Source organism: Desertibaculum subflavum, from assembly GCA_003576705.1.
In the GTDB taxonomy this organism is placed as follows: Bacteria; Pseudomonadota; Alphaproteobacteria; order Ferrovibrionales; family Ferrovibrionaceae; genus Desertibaculum; species Desertibaculum subflavum.
Window position 1 is genome coordinate 1 of sequence record QOZS01000061.1, and the last position, 23,208, is coordinate 23,208.

The 23,208-nt window shown below is 68.8% G+C and carries 18 protein-coding genes; 12 read left to right on the top strand and 6 right to left on the bottom strand.

The features are described from left to right. The first annotated feature begins 910 nt into the window (after nucleotides 1-910). Nucleotides 911-2,179 carry a tetratricopeptide repeat protein gene (locus DT074_RS23640; protein WP_162915149.1) on the top strand — a complete coding sequence of 423 codons (1,269 nt, stop codon included), beginning with the start codon at nucleotides 911-913 and terminating at the stop codon, nucleotides 2,177-2,179. Nucleotides 2,180-2,248: 69 nt separating this feature from the next. On the opposite strand, the gene DT074_RS23645 is transcribed toward DT074_RS23640, so the two are convergent. Next, the gene (locus DT074_RS23645; RefSeq protein ID WP_162915150.1) at nucleotides 2,249-2,974 is read right to left on the bottom strand and encodes a winged helix-turn-helix transcriptional regulator; all 726 of its coding nucleotides are present in this window, start codon (nucleotides 2,972-2,974) and stop codon (nucleotides 2,249-2,251) included. 181 nt (nucleotides 2,975-3,155) lie between these two features. Here DT074_RS23645 and DT074_RS23650 point away from each other — a divergent pair, with 181 nt between their 5' ends. Beyond that, nucleotides 3,156-4,322 (top strand): acyl-CoA dehydrogenase family protein, encoded by a 1,167-nt coding sequence (locus tag DT074_RS23650; RefSeq protein ID WP_162915151.1) that lies wholly within the window; start codon nucleotides 3,156-3,158, stop codon nucleotides 4,320-4,322. 4 nt (nucleotides 4,323-4,326) lie between these two features. Here DT074_RS23650 and DT074_RS23655 read toward each other — a convergent pair whose 3' ends face one another. Together DT074_RS23655 and DT074_RS23660 are read right to left on the bottom strand one after the other, a co-directional pair. After that, on the bottom strand, nucleotides 4,327-4,590 hold the full coding sequence (locus tag DT074_RS23655; RefSeq protein ID WP_119422337.1) for a hypothetical protein: 264 nt from the start codon (nucleotides 4,588-4,590) through the stop codon (nucleotides 4,327-4,329). Between the two features lie 28 nt (nucleotides 4,591-4,618). Beyond that, nucleotides 4,619-5,728 (bottom strand): acetamidase/formamidase family protein, encoded by a 1,110-nt coding sequence (locus tag DT074_RS23660; protein WP_119422338.1) that lies wholly within the window; start codon nucleotides 5,726-5,728, stop codon nucleotides 4,619-4,621. 160 nt (nucleotides 5,729-5,888) lie between these two features. Between DT074_RS23660 and DT074_RS23665 the strand changes: the two genes are divergently transcribed. Both DT074_RS23665 and DT074_RS23670 read left to right on the top strand, forming a co-directional pair. Next, nucleotides 5,889-7,220: a methyltransferase family protein gene (locus DT074_RS23665; RefSeq protein ID WP_162915152.1), complete on the top strand. Its 1,332-nt coding sequence runs from the start codon at nucleotides 5,889-5,891 to the stop codon at nucleotides 7,218-7,220. Nucleotides 7,221-7,236: 16 nt separating this feature from the next. Beyond that, a complete protein-coding gene (locus DT074_RS23670) occupies nucleotides 7,237-8,361 on the top strand; it encodes a serine hydrolase domain-containing protein (RefSeq protein ID WP_162915153.1) in 1,125 nt (374 codons plus the stop codon). A 3-nt stretch (nucleotides 8,362-8,364) separates the two neighbouring features. Here the strand turns inward: DT074_RS23670 and acs are convergent, their stop codons facing one another. Next, entirely contained in the window at nucleotides 8,365-10,308 is a 1,944-nt protein-coding gene (gene acs / locus DT074_RS23675) for an acetate--CoA ligase (protein WP_119422341.1), read from the bottom strand. Between the two features lie 96 nt (nucleotides 10,309-10,404). Further along, entirely contained in the window at nucleotides 10,405-11,427 is a 1,023-nt protein-coding gene (locus tag DT074_RS23680) for a methyltransferase (protein WP_162915154.1), read from the bottom strand. A gap of 107 nt (nucleotides 11,428-11,534) precedes the next feature. Between DT074_RS23680 and DT074_RS23685 the strand changes: the two genes are divergently transcribed. The 3 genes from DT074_RS23685 (at nucleotide 11,535) to DT074_RS23695 (ending at nucleotide 17,180) form a co-directional block, all read left to right on the top strand. Next, complete coding sequence (locus DT074_RS23685) at nucleotides 11,535-11,957, top strand: response regulator (RefSeq protein ID WP_119422343.1); 423 nt, start codon at nucleotides 11,535-11,537, stop codon at nucleotides 11,955-11,957. A 78-nt stretch (nucleotides 11,958-12,035) separates the two neighbouring features. After that, the gene (locus tag DT074_RS23690; protein WP_119422344.1) at nucleotides 12,036-16,355 is read left to right on the top strand and encodes a PAS-domain containing protein; all 4,320 of its coding nucleotides are present in this window, start codon (nucleotides 12,036-12,038) and stop codon (nucleotides 16,353-16,355) included. 72 nt (nucleotides 16,356-16,427) lie between these two features. Next, nucleotides 16,428-17,180, top strand: coding sequence for a creatininase family protein (locus DT074_RS23695; protein ID WP_119422345.1), 753 nt, complete (start codon nucleotides 16,428-16,430; stop codon nucleotides 17,178-17,180). Nucleotides 17,181-17,228: 48 nt separating this feature from the next. Here DT074_RS23695 and DT074_RS23700 read toward each other — a convergent pair whose 3' ends face one another. Further along, on the bottom strand, nucleotides 17,229-18,188 hold the full coding sequence (locus DT074_RS23700) for a D-2-hydroxyacid dehydrogenase (RefSeq protein ID WP_162915155.1): 960 nt from the start codon (nucleotides 18,186-18,188) through the stop codon (nucleotides 17,229-17,231). 265 nt (nucleotides 18,189-18,453) lie between these two features. Here DT074_RS23700 and DT074_RS23705 point away from each other — a divergent pair, with 265 nt between their 5' ends. From DT074_RS23705 to DT074_RS23725, 5 genes are all read left to right on the top strand, one after another. Beyond that, entirely contained in the window at nucleotides 18,454-20,085 is a 1,632-nt protein-coding gene (locus DT074_RS23705; RefSeq protein ID WP_119422347.1) for a BON domain-containing protein, read from the top strand. A gap of 23 nt (nucleotides 20,086-20,108) precedes the next feature. Then, nucleotides 20,109-20,279, top strand: a complete 171-nt coding sequence (locus DT074_RS23710; protein WP_119422348.1) for a DUF3309 family protein — start codon at nucleotides 20,109-20,111, stop codon at nucleotides 20,277-20,279. 167 nt (nucleotides 20,280-20,446) lie between these two features. Continuing rightward, nucleotides 20,447-20,917, top strand: a complete 471-nt coding sequence (locus DT074_RS23715) for a cache domain-containing protein (RefSeq protein ID WP_368744877.1) — start codon at nucleotides 20,447-20,449, stop codon at nucleotides 20,915-20,917. 50 nt (nucleotides 20,918-20,967) lie between these two features. After that, a complete protein-coding gene (locus tag DT074_RS28610) occupies nucleotides 20,968-22,863 on the top strand; it encodes a methyl-accepting chemotaxis protein (protein ID WP_119422349.1) in 1,896 nt (631 codons plus the stop codon). Nucleotides 22,864-22,886: 23 nt separating this feature from the next. Further along, the gene (locus tag DT074_RS23725) at nucleotides 22,887-23,201 is read left to right on the top strand and encodes a hypothetical protein (protein WP_162915156.1); all 315 of its coding nucleotides are present in this window, start codon (nucleotides 22,887-22,889) and stop codon (nucleotides 23,199-23,201) included. The last annotated feature ends 7 nt before the right edge of the window (nucleotides 23,202-23,208 follow it).

A 23,208-nucleotide genomic window follows, 5' to 3' on the forward strand; every position in this document is an offset into this window, starting at 1 on the left:
GCGCTTCGGCCGGCGCGGACTGGGCGCGGCCGGGCGCTCGCGCGCCGCCGCTCCGCCGCCCGCACGCAGGGCGGGATCGGCGCGGAGATCGGGTCGGCGCTTGCTTGGCGTGGCGCGGCGGCGCGGTGTCGACATGGGCGGTGACTGAACTCGGCCCTGTTAAACCCGACGATGTGGCGAAATCGAGGCCCGGCCGGCGCGATTCGCCGAGACCGCCCGGATGACGGACGGCTGTAGCGGCCCTGCCACAGCTTGTCCATGCGCGCGGCGCATCTGTTCCGCGGCGTATCTGTTCCTCCCGTACCGGCCCGGGCACCCCGCCGACCGACGCCGTGCCCCGGGCAGGCCGGCCGGCCGCGAGGCGCTCTGCGGCGCATCTGTTCCGCGGCGTATCTGTTCCTCCGTCCCGCTCCGCCGCGACGTGAGCCGGCTCTGCCCGCACCCGAGGGCGCGACGCGCAGGGGAGGTGCGGCGCACCTGTTCCGCGGCATGCCTGTTCCTCGGACTGACTTCGCGGGCGCGCATCTCGGCCCGGCCGGGTCGAATGCTCGCACGACCGTGCCGCGCGGCCGGCCGGGGCGAACGATGCTGCGCGGCACCAGTACGCAGCGCCTGGCTCTGCAGTGCGTGCATCGGACCGGCTCCTGATTCTTTCCAGCAAACAATACAATATATTTGCTAGAAAAGCAATAAAGCTGTTTCAAATCACTGTATATTCGCATACAATAGGCAAAAGTGAGGCGGTGGAGCCGACCATGGCCGCGGCGCCTGATGGGTTCGGCACCGGCCCGAGCCTGCTCACCCGACCGTGCGAGGCACCCGACTTCTAAAGGGAGGCAGATTCTTGGATACTCCCCGGCGTCATCGGCCGCGGGGGTGGGACATGCCCGGTCGACAAGTCTGGCGTTCGATGATCGCGGCACGCACGCCGCCCGTTGCCGGCGAAGCCCGCTGGCTTCTGGCGCTGAAGACCCTTCGCGCGGCGATGGTCGAGACCGCTGCCGTGCTGATCGGCTTGTCGCTGGTGGTGCTGCTGGTCTGGGAGGCGATGCGCGATCGTGTGGTGATCGAGCCCCTCTCGGTGCCCAGGGAGCTGGCCGAGGCCGGCTTCACCGGCGATGTGATCGCCCAGCGGATGGTTGCACATATCACCGAGATCCAGACGACGGCGCAGACCGGCATGCAATGGAGCTCCATTGCCCTGGCCGCGCACGATCAGGATGTGCCGATCGCCGCTGCGGGCGGCCAGATTTCGCCGCGCGCACTTGCCGTCCAGCTGCGCAACGCGGCCTGCTGGCTGTCGAACTGGGCCTGCCGGCAACAGCTTCGCTTTGGAGGAGACGTCACCCGGCTGCCGGATGGATTCCGAATCGAGATGCGCCTGCTCGGCGCCGAGCGTCTGACCCACCCGTCCGGCCCCGGCGCGCCGGCCGAACTTTCCGACGTGGGGCGCATTGTCTCGGAGGCGGCCGAGGCGGTGGTGTGGAAGACGAATCCTTATTTTCTGGCGTCCTTCGCCTACCGCTCCGACAAGCCAGCGGCGGAGCGCCTTGCCCATCTGATCCTGCGCGATGAGCCATTGGGGTCGCCGGCCAGCCTGCGTGCCATCAACCTGATCGGTCTGATTCGTCACCATGCGGGCGACCTGGATGGCGCCGAGGCCAATTTCCGTCGGGCCATCGCACTCGACCGCAATTTCGAGGTCGCGCATATGAACCTCGGCACCGTGCTGTACGATCGCGGCACACTCGATGCCGCCATAGCGAGCCACCGGCGCGCCATTGCAATCGATCCGAAATACGCGCGGGCGCACGGCAATCTCGGGCGCGCGCTTCACGCCAAGCGCGATCTGGCAGGAGCAATATCGAGCTATCGGAGAGCGCTGGAACTCGATCCGCGCATCGCCATCCTGCACAGCAACCTTGCCGTTGCCCTGATGGACCGCGGCGATCTGGCCGAAGCCGTTGCCACCTGTCGGCGCGCCATCGAACTCGATCCCGACTATGCGCCGGCGCAGTACAATCTCGGGCTCGCGCTGCGGCGCGGCGGCGATATCGATGGTGCGATCGCGGCCTACCAGAAAGCGACTGCGCTCGGGCTGGATCGCAGCTTTGTGCGAGATGAGCTCGCCTCCGCATTGGCGGAGCGGGACGGTGCCGCCCGTCGGCGGACGCCGTAGGGCGCGCGATCCGGACGGTGCGGCAATCGGCCCGAAACCCGAGGCGGTCCGCAGCTGCGGCGAATGCGATCAAGCCGCCAGCGCGGCTTCCGGCCGGAAGAAGGCGAGGCGGCGGAGGTGCGGCGCGTCGCCGAAGCCGAGCAGCGCCTTGCAGCGGCGCGTCGCGGCCGGATTACCCTCGAAGGCGATCAGGTCGCCTGCCTCGGCTTCCCGGCAGCCGAGATAGCCGAGCCAGCAGCGGGTCAGGGCGCCGAGCTCGGCGCGCACCAGCACATCGGTCTCGTAGCCCGGCCATTTGAGGCAGACCTCGATCTCGGGTTGGCGCAGCAGCAGCCACCAGCGCCGCCGCTGGGTCTGGCCGCGCGGAATGCCGCGCAGCTCGAACTCCACCACGAAGGGCTCGGGCGGCAGCTCGATATCATGGGCATGGGTCTTCATCGCCCAGAGCAGGCCGGTCGGGTTGAGATCGCCCGGGCCCACCTGATCCTGGGCATAAGTCTGGCCCCAGATGCTGAGATGCTCGATCACGGCGCGGAAGGCCTCGCCGGCCTCGGTCAGGCAATAAACCTTGCGGCCGTCCGGCGGCAGCACCGTCGGGGTGATGATGCCGCTCGCCTCCAGCTCCTTCAGCCGCGCCGCCAGCATGCTGCGCGACATCAGCGCCAGCGCCGTCTTCAGATCGCCGAAGCCCTTGGGGCCCAGCAGCAGCTCGCGCACGATCAGCGGCGTCCAGCGTTGAGCGAACAGCTCGGCCGTCTTCGCCACCGGGCAGAAATCGCCATAGCCCCTGCTCATCGCCCGCTCTCCCGTCCCGATCCCGCCCGATGACCGTAGCGCGCTGACCCGTCCGGCCATGTGAAGCAGTTCACAGGCAACCACGCTGGTTCGATTTCCGGACTCGATGGCAACGGCCGGCAGGCGCCTTCTCCGACGCAGCAGGCGCCGTTCGCGCCCGCCGGTCAACAGGAGACGTCAGATGAACGCAGTTACCAGGATCCATGGCGCCGCCGCACGGCAGGGCGAAAGCGCATGCGCGGCATTGCTCGACAGCATCGCGGCGCTCGGCCCGGACATCGCCGCCAACGGCCAGGCCGGCGACGACGGCGATGCTTTCGTCGCCGAGAACTATCGGCTGCTGAAGCAGCACGGCTTTCTCACCGCTGGCGTGCCCGTTGCGCTCGGCGGCGCCGGTGCCGACCTCGAAACCATGGCCGAAGCGCTGGGCCGGCTGGCGCATTTCTGCGGCTCCACCGCGCTGGCCGCCGCCATGCACACCCACCAGGTGGTCATCGCGGCCTGGCGGATGGCGCACGACAAGGCGCCGACCGAGGGCCTGCTGAAGCGCGTCATGGGCGAAGGGCTGGTGCTGCTGTCGAGCGGCGGCTCCGACTGGATCGACAGCTCCGGCCGGGCCGAGCCGACGGAGGGCGGCTTCCGCCTGTCCGGCCGCAAGGTGTTCACCAGCGGCGCGCCCGCCGGCGACCTGCTGATGACCTCGGCCGTCGTCGCGACGCCCGGCGAGCCCGACAGCGTGATCCACTTCGGCCTGCCGATGAAGGCGAAGGGCGTGCGCATCGAGAGCACCTGGCGCGCGCTCGGCATGCGCGGCACCGGCTCGCACGACGTGGTGATGGAAGGTGTGGAGATCCCGGCCGCTGCGGTGTCGCTGCGCCGGCCGCGCGGCGTCTGGCATCCGCTCTACGACCGCATCGTGATGCTGGCGCTGCCGCTGATCTATGCGGTCTATGTCGGCCTTGCCGAGCGTGCGGCGGAGATTGCGGTCGAGGCAGTGGCGAAACGCCCCGATGCGCCGAGCCGGGCGCAGGCGCTGGGTGCCGTGCAGAACGAGCTCGCCATGGCCCGCCTTGGCCTCCGCGCCATGCTGGACGCGGCGGCCGGCAACGCGCCGGGCGAGGCGACCTCGGTCGCCGTGCTGACCGGCCGCACCATCGCGGGCCGCGCGGCCCTGCGGACCGTCGAGCTCGCCATGGAAGCGGTGGGCGGCGCCAGCATGTACCGCGCGTCGGCGATCGAGCGGATCTTCCGCGACGTGCAGGGCGCGCGCTTCCATCCGCTGAACGAGCGCGCGCAGACCGAGATGTCCGGCCGTCTGGCCCTCGGCCTGCCGGTGGCCGGAAAGTGACCCGTTAGCGGGAAGGCGGGCGCAGCTGGCGGCGGAGCGCTGCCAGCAGCGCCCGCCGCTCGGCCGCGCTCTCGGCCCGGAAGCGCTGGAACTCGGCGCCGATCCGGAGATCGGCATGCAGACCGGAGGGATCCTCATGGAAATGCAGGAAAGCGCCGCCGCGGCGGTAGAACACGCCGCGCGAGCGCTCGACCAGGCCGTCCAGGGCGCGGATGGCGGCCAGAAGGATCTCGATCCGGTCGAGCGCAGCGGGGCCGGCGTGCTTCATGCACCGCCGATTGTAGCCGAGTGCCGCTTCAACTGCCGAAGATGTCGAGCGGCAGGAAGGCCGATACGGTCATGTTCGGCACGTCGACCACCTGGCTGATGCGCAGGTCGACGGCGACGCTGGCCAGCGCATAGGCCTGTTCGCGGCTGAAGCCTTTCGCGTCGACCACGTAGTCGATCATGTTGACCAGCGCATTGCGGGCGGCGAGCGTCAGGTCCTCGGATTCCGCCTTGCCGTCGCGGCGCACCGACATGCCGGTGGTGGCGTAGTAGGGACGTCCGTCGGCCGGGGCGGGGCAGCAGGTGCAGCCATAGGAGGGGTCGTGCTGCTTGCGCCGCCGCGCCTCGCCCTGCATCACTTCGAACCTCGCCACGAACTTGCCGGCGGTCTCGACCGCGGTGCCGCAGCTTTCGCCGTCGCCCTGAGCGAAATGCGGGTCGCCGACCGAGAACAGCGCCCCCGGCACGAATACCGGCAGGTAGAGCGTGGTGCCGGCGGTCATCTGCTTGATGTCGAAATTGCCGCCGTTCTCGTGCGGCGCGATGGTGCGGAAGGCTTTCGAGGCGATGCCGGCATCGCCCGGCACGGCGCCGGCGGCGTCGGGCGGCATCACCATGCCGCCGCGCGCCAGCAGCTCCGCCTCGCGGGCGTTGATCTTCTGCAGCAGCTCCAGGCTCGGCGCGACGCCGATCACGCCCATGAAGGGCGCGCCCGGGATCTTCACACCGGGTAGCTGCACGGATTGCGCGAAGCCGTTCGCGATCTCCCAATGCACGACGAAGGGATTGGGGAACAGGTCGCGCAGGAAGCCGAAGCCCGGCATGATCGCGGTGAAGCCGTATTTGATGGTCTCCACCGCTTCGATCTTCACCGCCAGAAGGTCGCCCGGCTCCGCGCCCTCGACATAGACCGGCCCGGTGAGCGGGTGCACGCGGCCCATATCGATGCCGCCGAGATCCTCGTTCTTCATGCCGGCGCGGATCTGGCCGTCGACGCCGTCCAGCACGTCGAGCTCCACGCTCGTGCCGGGTTTCACCCGCAGCTTCGGCGGTATGTCCGGATGCCAGCGGTTATGGCCTTTGCCCGCCTGATGGGCGAGTGGCTGATGCATGTCGAGATGGATGGATGCGTCGGGCATGCTGCGGGCCTTCCTGCACGGCATTCGGCGCGGATCGCACCGCGCCTTGCTTGAAAAATCAAGCAAATGTCGTGCCGGCCGGCCGCTGCCGGGACTTAGCGTTTGTTTACCGCGCTCGGGCAGGCTGAAGCGGCGCGCAGCGAGCCCTCTCGGAACAGCCATGCCAGTTTCGGCGACCAATCAATGGATCAACCTGACCGGGCTCGCCGTGCTGACCGTCGTCAGCCTCGGCACCATCGTCGGCGGGATCAATCCGGCCATCGCATTGCTGCTCGCCATGGCGGGCTATGCGGTTCCGGTGGCGGCGCTCGAAGCGTGGCTTCTCAAAGTTCATCGGCGCCCGTCGACCGGGCTCGACTGGGAGTTGGCTCGCCGCCGGACGGTCGATTGGGGCCGCGTCCGCGTCAAGCTGATCGGCCTCGCCGGGTCGGTCGCCGCCGTCGCCATCGCACATTGGTCGATGCGCTTCTACGTGCCGGCCGACATGGCGCTCGCGGGCAGCCTTGCGCTGATCGCGCTGCCCGTGGCGGCAATCGTCGCCATTCCCTACGTCGCCTGCGTCGACCGTGCCATGCGCGAGCCGAAAGACGGCTGCTGGCACATGGGAAACCTGCTTCTCGGTCGCCTGGGCGGGATCGACCGCCGCGCCTTGTCCGACCATCTGCTCGGCTGGGCGATCAAGGGATTCTTCCTGCCGATCATGATCGTGTACCTGTTGAAGACGCTGTCGCGCCTGCAGGCGAATGTCGCCTGGCCGACGGAGAGCTTCGTCCTGGCGGTGCGCTGGCTCACCGACTACGCCGCCGCGCTCGAGCTGGCTATCGTGTGCACCGGCTATCTCTGCACCTTCCGCCTGCTCGATGCGCATATTCGCTCGCCCAATCGCCTGCTGGCGGGCTGGGTGGTCACGTTGGCCTGCTATGAGCCGTTCAATCGGGTGGTGACGGGCGGCGTGCTGCGCTACGCGAGCGGCCGCCAATGGCATGACTGGTTCGGCGACGTGCCGGCGCTCGCCATCCCCTGGGCTGTCGCATTGCTGGCAAGCTTCGCCGTCTGGATTTGGGCCACGGCGGCCTACGGCCTTCGGTGGTCCAACCTGACCCACCGGGGGATCATCACCAACGGTCCGTATCGGTTCACCAAGCATCCCGATTACGTCGCCAAGACCATTTTCTTCTGGCTGGTCAATGTTCCGTTCCTGTCGGAAGGGGGCCCGATCGTCGCTTTCAAGGCGATGCTGCTGCTGGGTTTGATCAACCTGATCTATTTCGGCCGCGCGCGCATGGAGGAGCGGCATCTGTCCGAGGACCCGGATTATGTCGCCTATGCGCTGGCCATGAACGAGCGCAGCGTGTTCCGCGGGCTGGCGCGTATCGCGCCGGGCCTGCGCTACCGACCGCCCGCGGGCTCGGCAGCGGGCGCCGCCGCCGGCCAGCCGACAGGTTCGCTCGCCCTTGCGAACGCCGCGGCGGTGCCCGGCGAGCGCAACTAGCCGGCCGTCACGCCCCGTGCGCTGGACGCGATCGGCCCGCATCACGGGATTGGTCTTCGCGCTGCTGCTGGCCGTGGGCGCGGCGATCGCAACCCGTCCCGCGCCGCCGCAGATACCGGATGTGGTCAGGCGGTTCATGGATCGGGAAGGCATTCCCGGCGCGGTGGTCGCGTTTGGCGCCGCCGGCCGCGCGCCGACCGTGATGGCGATCGGCGCGGCCGATACGGTTTCCGGGCGCCCGATGCGCGCCGACATGATCTTCCGCCTCGCCAGCCTGTCGAAGCCGCTGACGGCGGCGGCCGTGATGTCGCTGGTGGCACAAGGGAAGATCGGGCTCGACGAGCATCTGGCCGATATCTCGGCCGAGGTCGGGCAGGCGGCCGATCCGCGTCATCGGGACATCACCGTCCGGCTTCTGCTGCAGCATGGCGGCGGCTGGGACCGTGCGTCGAGCTTCGATCCGCTGCTCGACGATGCCGAAGCCCAGCGCCGGCTCGGGTTCGCGGCAGGCGGCGACTGCGCGCCGATCGCCCGGGCGATGCTGGCCCTTCCCCTCGACACGGCGCCCGGCACGGTCCAGTCCTATTCCAATCTCGGCTATTGCTGGCTGGCCGCCGCGATCGCCCGCCGCGCCGGCATGGCATACGAGGATTACGTTCGCACGGCCGTGCTGGCGCCGCTCGGCTTGCCGGAGATCCGCCTCGGCGAAGCCGAGCAGCCGGAAGAGCGCCTCGTGCGGCATCATCTCAACGCCGGCGGCAGGCTCGCCCCGCTTCCGCGCGGCGCCGCTTCGGAGACCTGGCTCAGGCGGCTTGGGCCGGCGGGCGGATGGACCGGGACAGCCGCCGATTTCTACCGCTTCGCCGCCGTCGCGCCGCCCGGGGAAACCGCAACCCGGCCCGGCTTCGCCGCGGCCGAATCCTATTACGGGCTGGGCTGGCGCATCTGGCCGGACGCATCGGGCCCGCTGCTCACGCATGCGGGGTTCGTCGACGGCGTGTTCACCCTGGCGGTCCGCACCGCCGATGGCGACGTGGCCGTCGCCCTGTTCAACGCCAACACGCGGACCGACAGCCTCGCCGCCATGCAGCGCCTCATCTTCGAGCTGCGGGCGGCCCTGCCAACGAGAGCCGGCCGCTGAGGATCAGCCGCGATTGAGGCGGTTGTCCACCAGGTCGGTCACCACGGCAGGGTCGGCGAGCGTCGTCGTATCGCCGAGCGCGCCCGGCTCGTTCTCGGCGATCTTGCGCAGGATGCGGCGCATGATCTTGCCGGAACGCGTCTTCGGCAGGCTGGGCGCCCATTGCAGCTGGTCGGGCGAGGCGATCGGGCCGATCTGCTTGCGGACCCAGGCGACCAGCTCCTTGCGCAGATCCTCGGTCGGCTGCTCGCCGACATTGAGGGTGACATAGGCATAGATGCCCTGGCCCTTGATGTCGTGCGGATAGCCGACCACCGCCGCCTCGGCGACCTTCGGATGCGCGACCAGTGCGCTCTCCACCTCGGCGGTGCCGATGCGGTGGCCGGAGACGTTGATCACGTCGTCGACCCGGCCGGTGATCCAGTAATAGCCGTCCTCGTCGCGGCGGCAGCCGTCGCCGGTGAAGTAGAGGCCCTTGAAGGTGGCGAAATAGGTCTCGAAGAAGCGGCGATGGTCGCCGTAGACGGTGCGCATCTGGCCGGGCCAGCTATCGGCGATGCAGAGATTGCCGGAAGCGGCGCCTTTCAGCTCCGTGCCGTCGCCATCGACCAGCAGCGGCTTGATGCCGAAGAACGGCAGGGTGGCCGAGCCCGGCTTCTGCGCAATGGCGCCGGGCAAGGGCGTGATCAGGATGCCGCCGGTCTCGGTCTGCCACCAGGTGTCGACGATCGGGCAGCGGCTGTCGCCGACCACGCGGTGGTACCAGAGCCAGGCTTCCGGGTTGATCGGCTCGCCGACCGAGCCGAGCAGGCGGAGCGAGGTGCGGCTGGTCTTCTTCACCGGTCCGTCGCCTTCGCGCATCAGGGCGCGGATGGCGGTTGGCGCGGTGTAGAAGATGTTGACCTTGTGCTTGTCGACCACCTGCCAGAAGCGCGACGAATCCGGATAGTTCGGCACGCCCTCGAACATCAGGGAGGTGGCGCCGTTGGCGAGCGGGCCATAGACGATATAGCTGTGGCCGGTGACCCAGCCGACATCGGCGGTGCACCAGTAGACGTCGCCGTCGTGGTAGTCGAACACATACTGATGCGTCATCGACGCATAGACCAGATAGCCGCCGGAGGTGTGCAGCACGCCCTTCGGCTTACCGGTCGAGCCCGAGGTGTAGAGGATGAACAGAGGATCCTCGGCACTCATCTCCACCGGCGGGCAATCGGCCGGCACCTTCGCGGTCTCCTCGTGCACCCAGACGTCGCGGCCCGGCTGCATATTCACCTGGCCGCCGGTATGCCTGACGACCAGCACCTTCTGCACGCTCGGGCAGCGGGTCAGCGCCTCGTCGACATTGGCCTTGAGCGGGATCTTGCGGCCGCCGCGCAGCCCCTCGTCGGCGGTGATGACGAGGTTCGAGTCGCAATCCTGGATGCGGCCGGCGATCGAATCCGGCGAGAAGCCGCCGAACACCACGGAGTGGACGGCGCCGATGCGCGCGCAGGCCAACATCGCGTAAGCCGCGGCCGGAATCATCGGCAGGTAGATGGTGACGCGGTCGCCCTTCTTGACGCCCTGCGCTTTCAGAACGTTGGCGAGGCGGCACGTCTCGTCGTGCAGCTCCTGATAGGTGATGTGGCGACTGTCCTTCGGATCGTCGCCCTCCCAGATGATGGCCGTCTGCTTCGCCCGGCGCGACAGGTGGCGGTCGATGCAGTTGGCGGAGACGTTGAGCGTGCCGTCCCAATACCAGCGGATGCCGAACTTCGCCTCGTCGTAGGACGTGTCCTTGACCTTGGTATAGGGCCGGATCCAGTCGAGCCGCTTGCCATGCTCGCCCCAGAAGCCCTCCGGGTCCTCCACCGAGCGGCGGTACATCTCCTGGTACTTGCCCTGGTCGAGCCAGGCGCGCTTGGCCCATTCGCCGGCGACCGGAAACAGCTTGTCGTCCGTCATTGGCCGGGTCCCTCCCTGGACGGCGATGCGGGTGACGATTGCCTTACACTTAGCCGGTCGGGCGCGGGCGTGGAAGGCCGCCTTTGGTCGGGCACTTCAACCGGGCTTGCGCCCCGTCACCCGCGTCAGCACGCCAGGGATGAAGGGCTTCACCGTGAGATCGACGAAGCCCGCGGCGCGGAAATAGCCGAGGCATTCGGCTTCGGTGTGGGCGCGGCCGGTGGAATGGAACAGCGCTTCCGAAAGGCCCCAGAGCGCCGGACCGATCGGGCCGGCGCCGTCGTCGTCCAGCATCTCGCCGATCAGGTGCATCTCGCCGCCCGGCGCCAGCGCAGCGAAGGTGCGGGCGATCACCTCGGCGATGATCGCGGCATCGTATTGCGGCAGGTTCGACGCCATCACGGCGACGTCGCAGCCCGGCGGGAAAGCGTCACGCGTGAAGTCGCCGGCCATCGCCTCAACCCGGTCGGCGACGCCGTTCTGCTGGATGAACTCGCGCGCGACCACGGCGACCGGCGGCAGATCGAACACGACGGCGCGAAGGCCGGTCCATTTCTGCACCGCATTGATGCTGTAGGCGCCGGAGCCGCCGCCGAGATCGAGCAGCTTCTTCCGCCCGGCCAGGTCGACCTCGCGCACGAAGCGCCGGCCGGCGCCCATGCCGACCGAGTAGGTCGCCTGATGGTACTTGCGCGCATCGTCGACGGTGAAGCTCTCGTACATGCCGAGCGGGCGGGTGTCCTGCGCCTTGAGATGCTCGGCGAGCCGGCCCCATTCGGTCCAGCGCGGCTTGGTGAACAGCATCCAGGGCCCGGCATAGGAGGGCTCGCCCCGGACCAGGAAGCGCTGCACGTCGGCGGCATTGGCGAGACGGCCGTCGCGCCGCTCCAGAAGGCCGAGCGCGAGCAGCACCGGCACGATGCGGGCGGCATTGCGGGGCGAGATCCCCAGCGCCTCCGCCAGCGCCTCCACGCTGCCCGCGCCCTTTTCGACGGCGGTGAAGAGATCGATCTCCACCGCGGCGAATAAGGCCGCCGAACGCTGATAGGCCTGCGCCAGCATCTGCAGGCGCACGGTGTCGACCCGGCCGGTTCCGGCCGTGCCGGCTGTTTCTGCCATGATTTCCTCCCTCGCTGGCTGTACCCGGGCCGCTGCCCGTCGCAGCATAGCAACGAAATGTAAAGGTGACCGGCCGCTGATGGACGCGTGGCGCGAGGAGACCGGGCGTGGCGCGGATCGTAGTTATCGACGACGAGGAGATTTTCCGTTCGCTGACCGCCCGGCTGCTGCGCGGCGCCGGCCACGAGGTTCGTGTGTTCGCGCAGGCCGACGACGCGCTTGCGGCAATCGAGGCGGCCGGCGCCGACCTCCTGCTGACCGATCTCTTCATGCCGGGCAAGGAGGGCTTCGAGACGATCCGCGAGGCGCGCCGTCGCTGGCCGACCCTGCCGGTGATCGTGGTCTCGGGCGGCGGCTCCGGCCAGTTCGGCGGACCGGACGAGTTCCTCGGCTTCGCCCGCCGCTTCGGTGCCGCCGCGGCGCTCAGCAAGCCGTTCCGCGCCGAGGCGCTGCTCGGGGCTGTCGACCGGGCCTTGTCCGAAGCGCCGCCGGCGGCGGATCGCCCGGCCGTGGTCGAAACCGCCGATTGAGGCGGCCGCCGCTCGTCCTATGATCGCCGGCTCAAATGTCCTGCGCGGTTCCGTCGGACGCGCGGCAGGGAGCGCAGCGTGAAGACAGAGCACGAACGTTCCGGCAGGGAGGAGCCGCGCGCCGAAACGGCAGCGGCCGCGCGCGAGCGCCAGTACCAGTGGCTGGTCGAGAACACCGACGAGATCCTGTTCCAGCTCGACGCCGAGGGCCGCCTTCTGTTCGCCAACCCCGCCGGGCGCCGGGTGCTCGGCTATCCCGGCGTCGAGGTGGTCGGCCGCAGCGCGCTCGACCTGGTCGATGCGGGCGCGCGGCAGGCCGCCGCCGACGCGCTCGCGCGCCATGCCGCGACGGCAACGGACGAGGCGTTGCGCCTCGAATTGCCGGTGACGGCCCGAGACGGCGGTCGCCGCATCCTCGATGTACGGGCGCGGTCGACCCGCGGCCCCGACGGTCGGCTCGGCTTCGTCTGCACCGCGCGCGACGTCACCGCCCAGCGCGAGGCCGAGCGCCAGCTGCGCGAGAGCGAGGAGCGGTTCCGCGATTTCGCCGAGACCGCCTCCGACTGGTTCTGGGAGCAGGACCAGGATCTGCGCTTCACCTATGCCTCGGGCGGTCACCAGATGATTACCGGCCTTGGGCTCGACTATCTGCGCGGCCGCACGCGCGACGAGCTGTTCGGCATCGACATGGCGCCCGGGGAGCGCGCCAGGCATGCCGACGATCTCGCCAATCGCCGTCCATTCGTCGACCTGCGCTACGTCCACCGCATGGCGGATGGCAGCCGCCGGCATGTCAGCGTGAGCGGCAAGCCGGTATTCGACGCGGTCGGCAGCTTCCGCGGCTATCGCGGCACCGGGCGCGACATCACCGCGATGGTCGACGCCCAGCACCGCGCCAGCGAGACCATGCGTCTGCTCGAAGCCGCCTATACGGCAATTCCGGATGGCATCACCGTGATCGGGCCGAACGGCGAATTGCGCGCTTCGAACGATCAAGCCTTTGCGGTCCTCGGATTGGATCAGGCGAAATGTCTCGCGGCAGCCGATCCGGTACGGGCGATGCTGACCGAAATTGCCGCGCGCGGCGAGTATGGCCCCGGGCAGGTGGCCGAGCATGTCGAACGGCGCATGGCGATGATGCTGTCCGGCCGCGTGATTCAATCGGTGCGCCAGCGCGCTGACGGCCGCTGGATCGATGTGCGCGGCTTCCCCATGGCCGATGGTGGTCGCGTCACAGTCTATCGCGACGTCACCGAGGAACGAGCGGCGGCGGCCGCGCTGGCGGAGAAGACTGAGATGCTGGACGCCTCCTTCAAGGCGATCCCAGACGGCATCACGGTGCTCGGCCCCGATCAGACGCTGCGCGCGGCGAACGACCAGATCTTTGCCGTCATGGGCCTCGACAAGGAGAAGTGCCTCGCCGCGCCGGACCCGTTGCGGGCGATGCTGACGGAGCTCGCCCTGCGCGGCGAATACGGGCCCGGCGACCTGAATGCGCTGGTCGAGCAGCGTCTCGAGCTGATGCGCGGGCGCGATCCGCTGTACTACTTGCGCCGCCAGACGACGGGCCGATGGATCGAGGTGCGCGGCATTCCGATGCCGCAGGGCGGCCGGGTCACGATCTATCGCGACATCACCGAGGAGAAGGCGGCCCAAACCTCGCTCGCGGAAAAGACCCGCGTGCTCGATGCCACCTTCGAGCTGATGCCGGATGGCGTGATGGTAACCGATGCGGAGCAGCGTTTGCTCGCGGCCAACGACCGTGCCTTCGAGATCCTTGGCGTGGACAAGGTGCGCTGCCTGGCGGCCCCCGACCCGGTCCGCGCCATGATCGAGGAGATCGCCCTGCGCGGCGAGTACGGGCCCGGTACGGTGGAAGAGCATCTCGCGCGTCGGGCGGCGATCATGCGGGAGCGCCGCCCGCAGCAATATCAGCGCCAGCGACGCGACGGGCGCTGGGTCGAAGGCCGCGGCGTGCCGATGGCCGATGGCGGCTGGATCGCCATGTATCGGGACATCACGGAGGAAAAGGCATCGGCCGCGGCACTGGCCGAGCGGACCGGCGCTCTGGACGCCATGTTCCGGCTGATTCCGGATGGCATCCATTATATCGGCGGCGACGGCAAAGTCCGGGCGGTCAACGACAAGCTGTTTGAGATCCTGCGCGTCGACCGCGAGCGCTGCCTGGCGGCGCCCGACATCAGTCGTGCCGTGATCACCGAGATCGCGCTGCGCGGCGAGTACGGGCCGGGCAGCGTCGAAGAGCATGTCGCCACGCGCATGGCGGGAATGCTGTCCGGCCGCCCGCAGCATTACGAGCGCCAGCGCACCGATGGCGGCTGGTTCGAAGCGCGCGGCATCCCGACCGCCGATGGCGGCATGATCACCATCTACCGCGACATCACGGAGGAGAAGGCGGCGGCCGCGGCGCTGGCGGAGAAGACCCGGGTGCTCGACGCGGTGTTCGCCCTGCTGCCCGAAGGCGTCAAGTACCACGATGCCGACTTGCGGATCCGCGCCGTCAACGATCGCTTCTTCGAGATCCTGGGCCTGGACAAGGAACAGGTCATGGCCGCGCCCGATCCCATGCGTGAGATCGTGCGCCAGATGGCCGCGCGGGGCGAGTACGGCAGCGGGGAGCTGGAGCGGATCACGCACGAGCGTCTGCAGATGATCCGCGACTGGGACAAGTCGGTCGATATTCGCCAGCGTGCGGATGGCCGCTGGACCGAATCCTGGGCGATCCGCACCAAGGACGGCGGGCTGGTCAGCGTCTATCGCGATATCACCGAAACCAAACGGCGCGAGCAGGAGCTCGAACGCGCCCGCGAGCTCGCCGAGGCGGCAAGCCGCGCCAAATCCGAGTTCCTGGCGATGATGAGCCACGAGATCCGCACCCCGATGAACGGGGTGATCGGCATGATCGACGAGCTGCTGGCGACGCCGCTCGATCCGCGCCAGCGCTCGGCCGCGCTGGTGGTGCGCGAAAGCGGCGAGGCGCTGCTCCGCATCCTGAACGACATCCTGGATTTCTCGCGCCTCGAAGCCGGACGGCTCGAGCTGGAGACGGCGCCGTTCGACCTCCGGCTGCTGGTCGAACGCACGCTCGGCATCGTACGGCCGCGCGCCGCGACGCGCGGGCTCGCGCTCCATGCGACGATTCGCTCCGACGTGCCCAAGGCGCTGCGCGGCGATCGCGGCCGGTTGCGGCAGGTGCTGCTCAACCTGCTCGGCAATGCGGTGAAGTTTACCGAGGCGGGCTCGGTGACGCTGGGCGTCTATCCCGAAGCCGGTACCGACGGTGCGCCGGTGCTGCGCTTCGAAGTGACGGATACCGGCGTCGGCGTGGCCGAGGATCTGCAGCCGCGCCTGTTCAGCGCTTTCGTGCAGGCGGATGCCGGCACCGCCCGGCGCTTCGGCGGCAGCGGGCTCGGCCTCGCCATCAGCAAGCGCATCGTCGACCTGATGGGCGGCGCCATCGGCATGGCGAGCCGGCCCGGACACGGCAGCACATTCTGGTTCACCATGCCGATGACGGCCGTGCCGACCGGCGAGCTCGGCCCGGGGACGGCTGAGGAAGAGGTGAGCGCAGAGACGCGCCGGCGGCTCGACGGCTACCGCGTCCTGGTGGTCGAGGACAACGAGACGAATGCGCTGGTCGCCGAAAGCCTGCTCAAGCGGCTCGGCGCCACCGTCGACCTGGCGCGCGACGGCGAGGAGGCGGTCGCCGCCGCGGGGCGGCGGCGCTTCGACGCCATCCTGATGGACGTCAATATGCCGGTGATGAACGGGCTCGCGGCGACGCGCGCGATCCGCGCGCTCGGCGGCGAGAACGGCTGGCTGCCGATCATTGCCTGCACGGCGAACGCTTTCGGCGAGGACGTGGAGGCTTGCCGGGCCGCCGGAATGGACGATTTCCTGGCCAAGCCGTTCAGCGCGACGCGGCTCGCCAGCGTCCTGCTGCGCAATCTCGGTCAGCACGATGCGGGCGAAGTGCCGCCAATGGCGCCGAGCCCGGCGGACGTCGCGGCGGCGCCACCGATCGTCGATCGCGCAGCCTTGACCGCGCTACGCCAGGATGTCGGGCTCGAAGCGGTGGAGGATCTGGTCGCGGGCTTTCTTGTGGCGACGCGCCAGCGCCTCGACCTGCTGCGCGGCCTGTGCGCGGCAGGTGCGCGCGACGACGGCCGCCAGCATCGCGAGCTGCACAGCCAGAAGTCCAGCGCCAGGCTGGTCGGCGCGGCGGCATTGGCGGCGCTCGCGGCGGAGCTCGAGCGTCGCCTGGAGACGCATGCCGGCCGGCTCGAAGCGGTCGATCTCGACCGGATGACCGAGGCGCTGGCCGCCTATGAGCAGATGGTCGCCCGCCAGGGGCTGCTCGATTCCGCCGCGGAGTGAGCGCCGGCGCGCGACCCTCGCCAGCTTGGGAATTCCCGCTAGACTGCCGCACCATCACAGGAGACGGCATTCATGCTGCTGCAGCACGCGACCTGGCCCGAGGTCGAGACCTACCTGAAGACCAGCGACGGCATCGTCATGCCGATCGGCTCGACCGAGCAGCACGGGCCGATCGGCCTGATCGGCACCGATGCGCTGACCGCCGAGATCGTGGCAAAGGGCGTCGGCGAGGCGACCGGCGCGCTGGTGGCGCCGACCATCTCGGTCGGCATGGCGCAGCATCACCTGGCCTTCCCGGGCTCGATCACGCTGCGTCCCACGACCCTGATCGCGGTGATCCGCGACATGATCGCATCGCTCAGCCGTGCGGGCTTCCGGCGCTTCTATTTCATCAACGGCCATGGCGGCAACGTCGCGACCGTCACCGCCGCGTTTTCCGAGATCTATGCCGATGCCAGCCTGGCGCCGACCGGCAACCAGCCCGGCCTGCGTTGCAAGCTGCGCAACTGGTGGCAGTCGCCGGCGATCGGCGCTTTGTCGAAGGAGCTGTACGGCAACGCGGAGGGCAGCCACGCAACGCCCTCGGAGATCTCGCTCACCTGGCACGCCTATCCGGAAGCGGTGCGCAGTGCGCCGATGGATCCGCCGATCGCGCCGACCGGCGACTTCACCGATGCCTCGGACTACCGGGGCCGGTTCCCCGACGGGCGCATCGGCGCCAATTCGGGGTTGGCCAGCCGCGAAGCCGGCAAGCGGCTGTATGAAACTGCCGTCGCCGATATTGCCGCCGAGTATCGGAAGTTCCTGGCCGCCGGCCAAACCTGATGGCGAGCGGCCGGCATGCGCGCCGGCCCCACGCTCACATCGTCCGGATCAGTATCCCGCCTCGCGGTCGACCACCTCGCGCAGCGGCTTGCCGTCCAGAAAGCGGCCCAGATTGTCGACGAACAGCCGCGCCACGATGCGGTCGCGCTGGGGATGCGGGCCGCCGATATGCGGCAGTACCAGAATGCCCTCGGCGGTCCAGAACGGGTGTTCGGCCGGCAGCGGCTCCTGCCGGAACACGTCGAGCACGGCGCCGGCGATGGTCTTCGCCTTCGCCGCGGCGATCAGGTCGTCGTCCTTGATCAGATGGCCGCGGCCGAAATTGAGCAGCCAGGCGCCCGGCTTCATCATCGCGAGCCGCTCGGCATCGATGAAGTTCTCGGTCTCTCGCGTCGCCGGCAGCAGCAGGAGCAGGAAGTCCGACTGTCCCAGCACCTCGGCCGTGCGCTCGGGCGGCAGCACGGCGTCGACATGCGGTATCGCCTCGGGCCGCCGCTTGGTGCCGATCACTCTCAGGCCCAGCGCGCCGGCGATCCGGGCCACCTGGGTGCCGATCTCCCCCAGGCCCAGGATGCCGAGCGTCTTGCCTTCGAGCGGCTGGGCGATCGTGGGCACCCACTTGCCGAGCTTCTGGTTGGCCGCCGCCGTCGCCACCGGCTTCGCCACATGGAGCAGTGCGGCGATGATGTTTTCCGGCATGGATTCCCGATGCGTGCCGCGGGCGCAGGTCAGCGTCACGCCATCCGGCAGGTCCGGCAGCGCCAGCCAGTGCTCGACGCCCGCACTCATCGCCTGGACCCACCGCAGCCTGGCCATGCTCGGCAGCAGGCCGGGGGGAACCGCCGCCGCCATCAGCGCCTCGGTGCGGCCCAGCTGGGCCGATGAAGGCCGTTCCTTGCGCGGCAGCGTGTCGACCGCGACCCGGTCGGTGAGACCGGCAGCCTCGATCGCCTGGGTGTAGGCGGCGGTCGAATCGGTCCAGAGCAGGATCTGCGTACGGTCGACCATGCGGCGGGCTCCCTGGCGGCGGGGATCGAGTCTTAAACCCTGCGCAAGCTGCAGCGAAGTGGGGTCAGGGCATGGCTGACGCGCGCCGGAGCGCTGGTTGGGGAGGCGACCGCGGAATTCTCCTCGGCCCAGCCGGAGAAATCGGCGGTGCGCCGCGACCGAGTCCGGTGCCGCCGCTCGGAACCTTCCCCAGATCGGGTCGTTGCCCATCGATAGCTCGCGCCAGCCTCCAGGGCTGAGGGCATGTTGAATCTGGGAGGATGCGATGATCGGAATGCGAGCCTGCTTGCCTCTCGTGGCGATCGGCGCGGTGCTGGCCGTCCCGGTTGTGCCGAATGAAGCGGCTGCGCGGTGGGACCGAAGCAACGGCCGTTCTGGCGGGAGCCAGCCCGAGCTTCGAGTTTCGGACTATCGAAGCGTCGAACACTCGGCATCGGCCGGCGTTGTCGGACCATTCGAGCCGGAGACCGTCACCCATATCGACGACCAGGCGATCACCGATGCGGTGACGCGCGAGCTGCTCTACGACCCGGCGGTCCAGGCGGTCAGCGTCGATGTCGAAACCGTGCAGGGGATTGTGACCTTGACCGGCACGACATCCCATCTGCTTGCGAAGCAGAGGGCGGGCGGCATTGCCGAAACGGTGCGTGGCGTACGTGCCGTGGTGAATCGCATCGACGTCGCGCCCGCAACCCGGTTCGACAACGAGACCCTGAAGAGCAACGTGCTCCAGGCGCTGCGGGTCGACCCCGCAACGGAAGCCCGGGATTTCGATGTCAGCGTCCTCGATGCCGGGCAGGTTCGGTTGCAGGGCGAGGTGCATTCCTGGGCCGAGCGGCGCCTCGCCGAGCGGACGGTGGCCGGCGTCGTCGGCGTCACGTCGATCCGGAACGACATTCAGGTGACGTACAGGCAGGAGCGCGCCGACGGTGAGATCGAGGAAGACATCCGCGGCCGCAATCGGGCGGATGTCTATATCGACGACGCCTTGATCACCGTCGACGTCGAGGACGGTCGGGTGTTCCTGGACGGTGTGGTCGGCAGCGCGGCAGAGAAGACGCGTGCCGTCACCAATGCCTGGGTCCTGGGCGTGGAGAGCGTCGAGGCCGAGGCGCTGGAAGTGCGGAGCTGGGCGCGCGATCCCGGTCTGCGCGGGCCGAAATACAACGATCGTTCCGACAAGGAGATCCTGGCCGCCGCGCACGATGCCTTGCTCTACGATCCGCGGGTGCAGCTCTACGACGTCAGCGTCGAGGTCGAGGGCGGGGTGGCGACCCTGCGTGGCGACGTCGGCAGCCTCGTCGCCAAAAGGGCCGCCGCCAGGGATGTGCGCAACACCGTCGGTGTCACGAGCGTGGTCAACCGCATCCGTGTCCGGCCGGTCGCGGCCGTGGAGACCAAAGTGCTCTCGGAACGGGTCGAAGACGCGCTTGCGCGCGATCCCTATCTCGAGCGGAAGGAAATCGTCGTCATATCGGAAGGTGGCGTCATCAATCTCTACGGCACCGTCGACAACTTCTTCGAGAAGGCGACCGCCGAGGATGTTGCCTCGCGGGTTGCCGGCGTCGTCGATGTCGAGAACTATCTGAATGTCCGCGACAGGCGGGCCCCGCTCACTTTCGAGCCCTATCTCGACGACCCCTATCCCTATGACCGCGACTGGTACGACTATCGACCCTATAGGTCGGCGCGAAGCGATGCCTCGATCGAGGAGGAGATCGACACCGAGCTCTGGTGGAGCCCGTTCGTGGACGCGGCAGATGTGAATGTGGAAGTAGAGCTTGGTATCGCCACTCTTACCGGCACCGTGCAGAGCCGGTCCGAATATGATGCGGCGGTGGAAAATGCCTGGGAGGGCGGCGCGACCTGGGTCGACAACCAATTGGTCATTCGATGACCTCGGCGTAGGCCCGTTATCCTATGCTGGCGTTCCTCGTCTTCGTCGCCTTCATGGCGACGCTGATCTTTGTCGGTCCCTGGTGGCCTTACAGCCGAGGCTGGGGTTACCGTCCGGCAACCGCTGTGCTCGCCCTGCTCGCCGTGTGGGCGCTGGTTTTGTGGGCTGATCTCGTGGCGCTGACCCGACTGTGAGGCCGGCGGAGGTCGTCGCAACCAGAGGCGGAATGGACGACTGTAGATTCCCCATACGGTAACGTTGCCAATTGTATCGCGATTAACTGAAACGCAAGCCGATTTCGTCACTCTGTTGCCGCAACGGGGCGTGCGCGCATGCCCAATGCTCAAAACGGAGGCGAATGATGGTGCGGAGCAAATATATCGGCGCGGTGCTGGGCGGCGTGATGGCGCTGGCAGTTGGATCGGCCCTGGCGGCGGGCGACAAGGCCACGGCACCCGAGGCCGAAGCGCTGGTGAAGAAGGTGATCGCCGAGATCAAGGCGAAGGGCAAGGACGGGGTCTATTCGGAGATCAGCAAGGGCAAGACCGGCCCCTGGGTCGATCGCGACCTCTATCCGGTGGTCTACGACCTGACCGGCAAGTGCCTGGCGCACGGCGCCAATTCCAAGATGGTCGGCAAGGACTTCTCCGAAGCCACCGACGTGGATGGCGTGCCCTATGTGAAGCAACGCATGGAGCTGGCCAAGAGCAAGGGCACGTTCTGGCAGGACTACAAGTTCACCAACCCGACCACGAAGAAGATCGAGCCGAAGTCGATGTACTGCGAGCGGCTCGACGATACGGCGGTCTGCGCCGGCATCTACAAGTCGTAGTCGGCTGCAATCGAGATCCCCAGGGCGATGGTTGAGTTTTCGGAGGTGTGATGAATCGGGTCTTCGCCCTGGGGCGCTCCTTTGCGTTGCCGCTCGCCTGGAAGATTGCCGCGCCGGCGGCGCTTGGCCTGGTCGCGCTGGTCGGCATCTGCCTGTACGCGTTTCTTCTGCTCGGGGAGAACGAGAAGGTGGTGACGCGGCTCGATCACGGCGTGATCGAGCCGGCCACCATCGCCAGCGGCCTGACCCAGGAATTGCTGATGCTGCATACCCGGGTCTATCGCCTGGCCTCGCTCGCCATGGCGGATCCGGAGAATGCCGAGATTCAGATCGTTGCCAGCGAAGCGCTGTCGGAAATCAACCTGGCGACCAAGCGCTCCGCCGATGCGGTGCAGCGCATGGCAGCGGCGGGCGCCCTCGAAGGCGGCGTCGACGAGAAGCTGAAGGCGGGTATCGCGACCTATCTCAAGCGCGCCAAGCTGGCGGCCGAGATGGCGGAAGGCGATGCGGCGAGCGTGGTAACCTTCATGACCTCGGCCGACAAGGCGTTCGAGGACCTGGTCTATCTGTTCCGCGGCCTCAGCAACTCGCTATCGGCGCAGCGGACGACGACGGTCGAGACGATCGGCGCCGACGTGGCGCAGGCACAGAAGAGCTTCGGCATCATCGGTGCCGCGATCGTGGCTGTCGTGGCCCTCATGACAGTGTTCATTGCCCGCGGCGTGACGCGTCCTCTGACGGCACTGCGCGGCGCGATGGGCCGGCTGGCCCATGGCGAGTTCGAGGTCGAAGTGCCGTTCCAGGCGCGCGGCGACGAGATCGGCCGCATGGCGGAAGCCGTGCAGGTCTTCAAGGACGCCGGTATCGAGAATGCGCGGCTGCAGCAGGAAGCGGAAGAGAACCGCGGCCGCGAAGAGGCGATGCGGGCCGAGCAGGCCGAGCGCGAGCGCGCCGACCAGGTCGAGCGCGAGCGGCTGGCCGAGGACGGCAAGCGCGAGGCTGAGCGGCGCGTGCGCGAGGCGGAGACGCGCTTGAAGGCGGCCGACGAGGAGCGTCGCAACGCCGAGGCGGCGAGCCGCGAGAAGGCCGAAGCCGAGCGCAAGGCCGAGATGGCGCGCCTCGCCGACGGCTTCGAGCGGGCGGTCGGCGATGTGGTGCAGACCGTCGCCCAGGCAGCCGGTCAGATGAAGCAGCTGGCCGAGCAGATGGTCGGCGCCGTCGGCGCAACCGATCAGCGCGCCGCCAGCGTCGCGGCCGCTTCGGAGCAGGCATCCGCCAATGTGTCGACCGTCGCCGCCGCGACCGAGGAGCTGGCCGCGTCGGTGCAGGAGATCAGCCGCCAGGTGCAGACCTCGACCTCGATCGCGGGCGAGGCGGTCAGCCAGGTCGATCGCACCAACGCGCAGGTCGAGCAGCTCGCCACCGCGGCCGACAAGATCGGCACCATCGTGGCGATGATCACCTCGATCGCGAGCCAGACCAATCTGCTGGCGCTCAACGCGACGATTGAGGCCGCCCGCGCGGGCGAAGCCGGCAAGGGCTTCGCCGTGGTGGCGGCGGAGGTCAAGAATCTGGCGAACCAGACAGCCAAGGCGACGCAAGATATCGCCGAGCAGATCGGCGCCATCCAGTCGACGACGCAGGTCTCCGTCGGCGCCATCCGGGAGATCGGCCAGACCATCGCGCGGGTCAGCGAGATCGCGACGTCGATCGCCAGCGCGGTGGAGGAGCAGGGCGCCTCGACCCAGGAGATCGCCCGCAACGTGCAGCAGGCTTCGGTCGGCACCCAGCAGGTGTCGTCCGACATCCAATCCGTCACCCAGGTGACGCGCGAAACCGGCCAAGCCGCCGACATGGTGCTGACCGCCGCGAGCGACCTGACCAGCCAGGCCGATACGCTGCGCTCCGAAGTCGCGAAGTTCGTGCAGACCGTGCGCGCGGCCTGATGTGGCGGAAAGCGGCGGCGATCGTGCCCTGCTGGCTGCCCGCGTCGGCGGTCGCCGCGACGACCTTCGTGGTACTGCTCGCGGAAGCCGCGGGCCCGAAGCCCGGCACGGGCTCGGTCGCCTTTTGGTCACCCGCCGCGGCCGATCTTCCGGCCGCCGCGACTATCGCCGACGCCGTCGGCGGGCGGATTGCGCGGGCCGGGGGGCTCTCCGGCTGGTGGATCGTGGCGACCGCGCCGGATGCCGATGCTGCCGGCCTCTACCGCGCCGGTGCTTGGCTGGTGGTTGATCCGAAATTCCTGCAAGCCTGCGCACGGATTGCCCCGGGCGAGATCTGAGAGCAAG

Coding starts and splice junctions, on each gene's coding strand:
- DT074_RS23665 (WP_162915152.1), top strand. CDS start 5,889: ATGCCAGTTTCGGCGACCAATCAATGGATCAACCTGACCGGGCTCGCC.
- DT074_RS23705 (WP_119422347.1), top strand. CDS start 18,454: ATGATCGGAATGCGAGCCTGCTTGCCTCTCGTGGCGATCGGCGCGGTG.
- DT074_RS23715 (WP_368744877.1), top strand. CDS start 20,447: ATGGTGCGGAGCAAATATATCGGCGCGGTGCTGGGCGGCGTGATGGCG.
- DT074_RS28610 (WP_119422349.1), top strand. CDS start 20,968: ATGAATCGGGTCTTCGCCCTGGGGCGCTCCTTTGCGTTGCCGCTCGCC.
- acs (WP_119422341.1), bottom strand. CDS start 10,308: ATGACGGACGACAAGCTGTTTCCGGTCGCCGGCGAATGGGCCAAGCGC.
- DT074_RS23660 (WP_119422338.1), bottom strand. CDS start 5,728: ATGCCCGACGCATCCATCCATCTCGACATGCATCAGCCACTCGCCCAT.
- DT074_RS23710 (WP_119422348.1), top strand. CDS start 20,109: ATGCTGGCGTTCCTCGTCTTCGTCGCCTTCATGGCGACGCTGATCTTT.
- DT074_RS23645 (WP_162915150.1), bottom strand. CDS start 2,974: ATGAGCAGGGGCTATGGCGATTTCTGCCCGGTGGCGAAGACGGCCGAG.
- DT074_RS23680 (WP_162915154.1), bottom strand. CDS start 11,427: ATGGCAGAAACAGCCGGCACGGCCGGAACCGGCCGGGTCGACACCGTG.
- DT074_RS23695 (WP_119422345.1), top strand. CDS start 16,428: ATGCTGCTGCAGCACGCGACCTGGCCCGAGGTCGAGACCTACCTGAAG.
- DT074_RS23640 (WP_162915149.1), top strand. CDS start 911: ATGATCGCGGCACGCACGCCGCCCGTTGCCGGCGAAGCCCGCTGGCTT.
- DT074_RS23700 (WP_162915155.1), bottom strand. CDS start 18,188: ATGGTCGACCGTACGCAGATCCTGCTCTGGACCGATTCGACCGCCGCC.
- DT074_RS23650 (WP_162915151.1), top strand. CDS start 3,156: ATGAACGCAGTTACCAGGATCCATGGCGCCGCCGCACGGCAGGGCGAA.
- DT074_RS23655 (WP_119422337.1), bottom strand. CDS start 4,590: ATGAAGCACGCCGGCCCCGCTGCGCTCGACCGGATCGAGATCCTTCTG.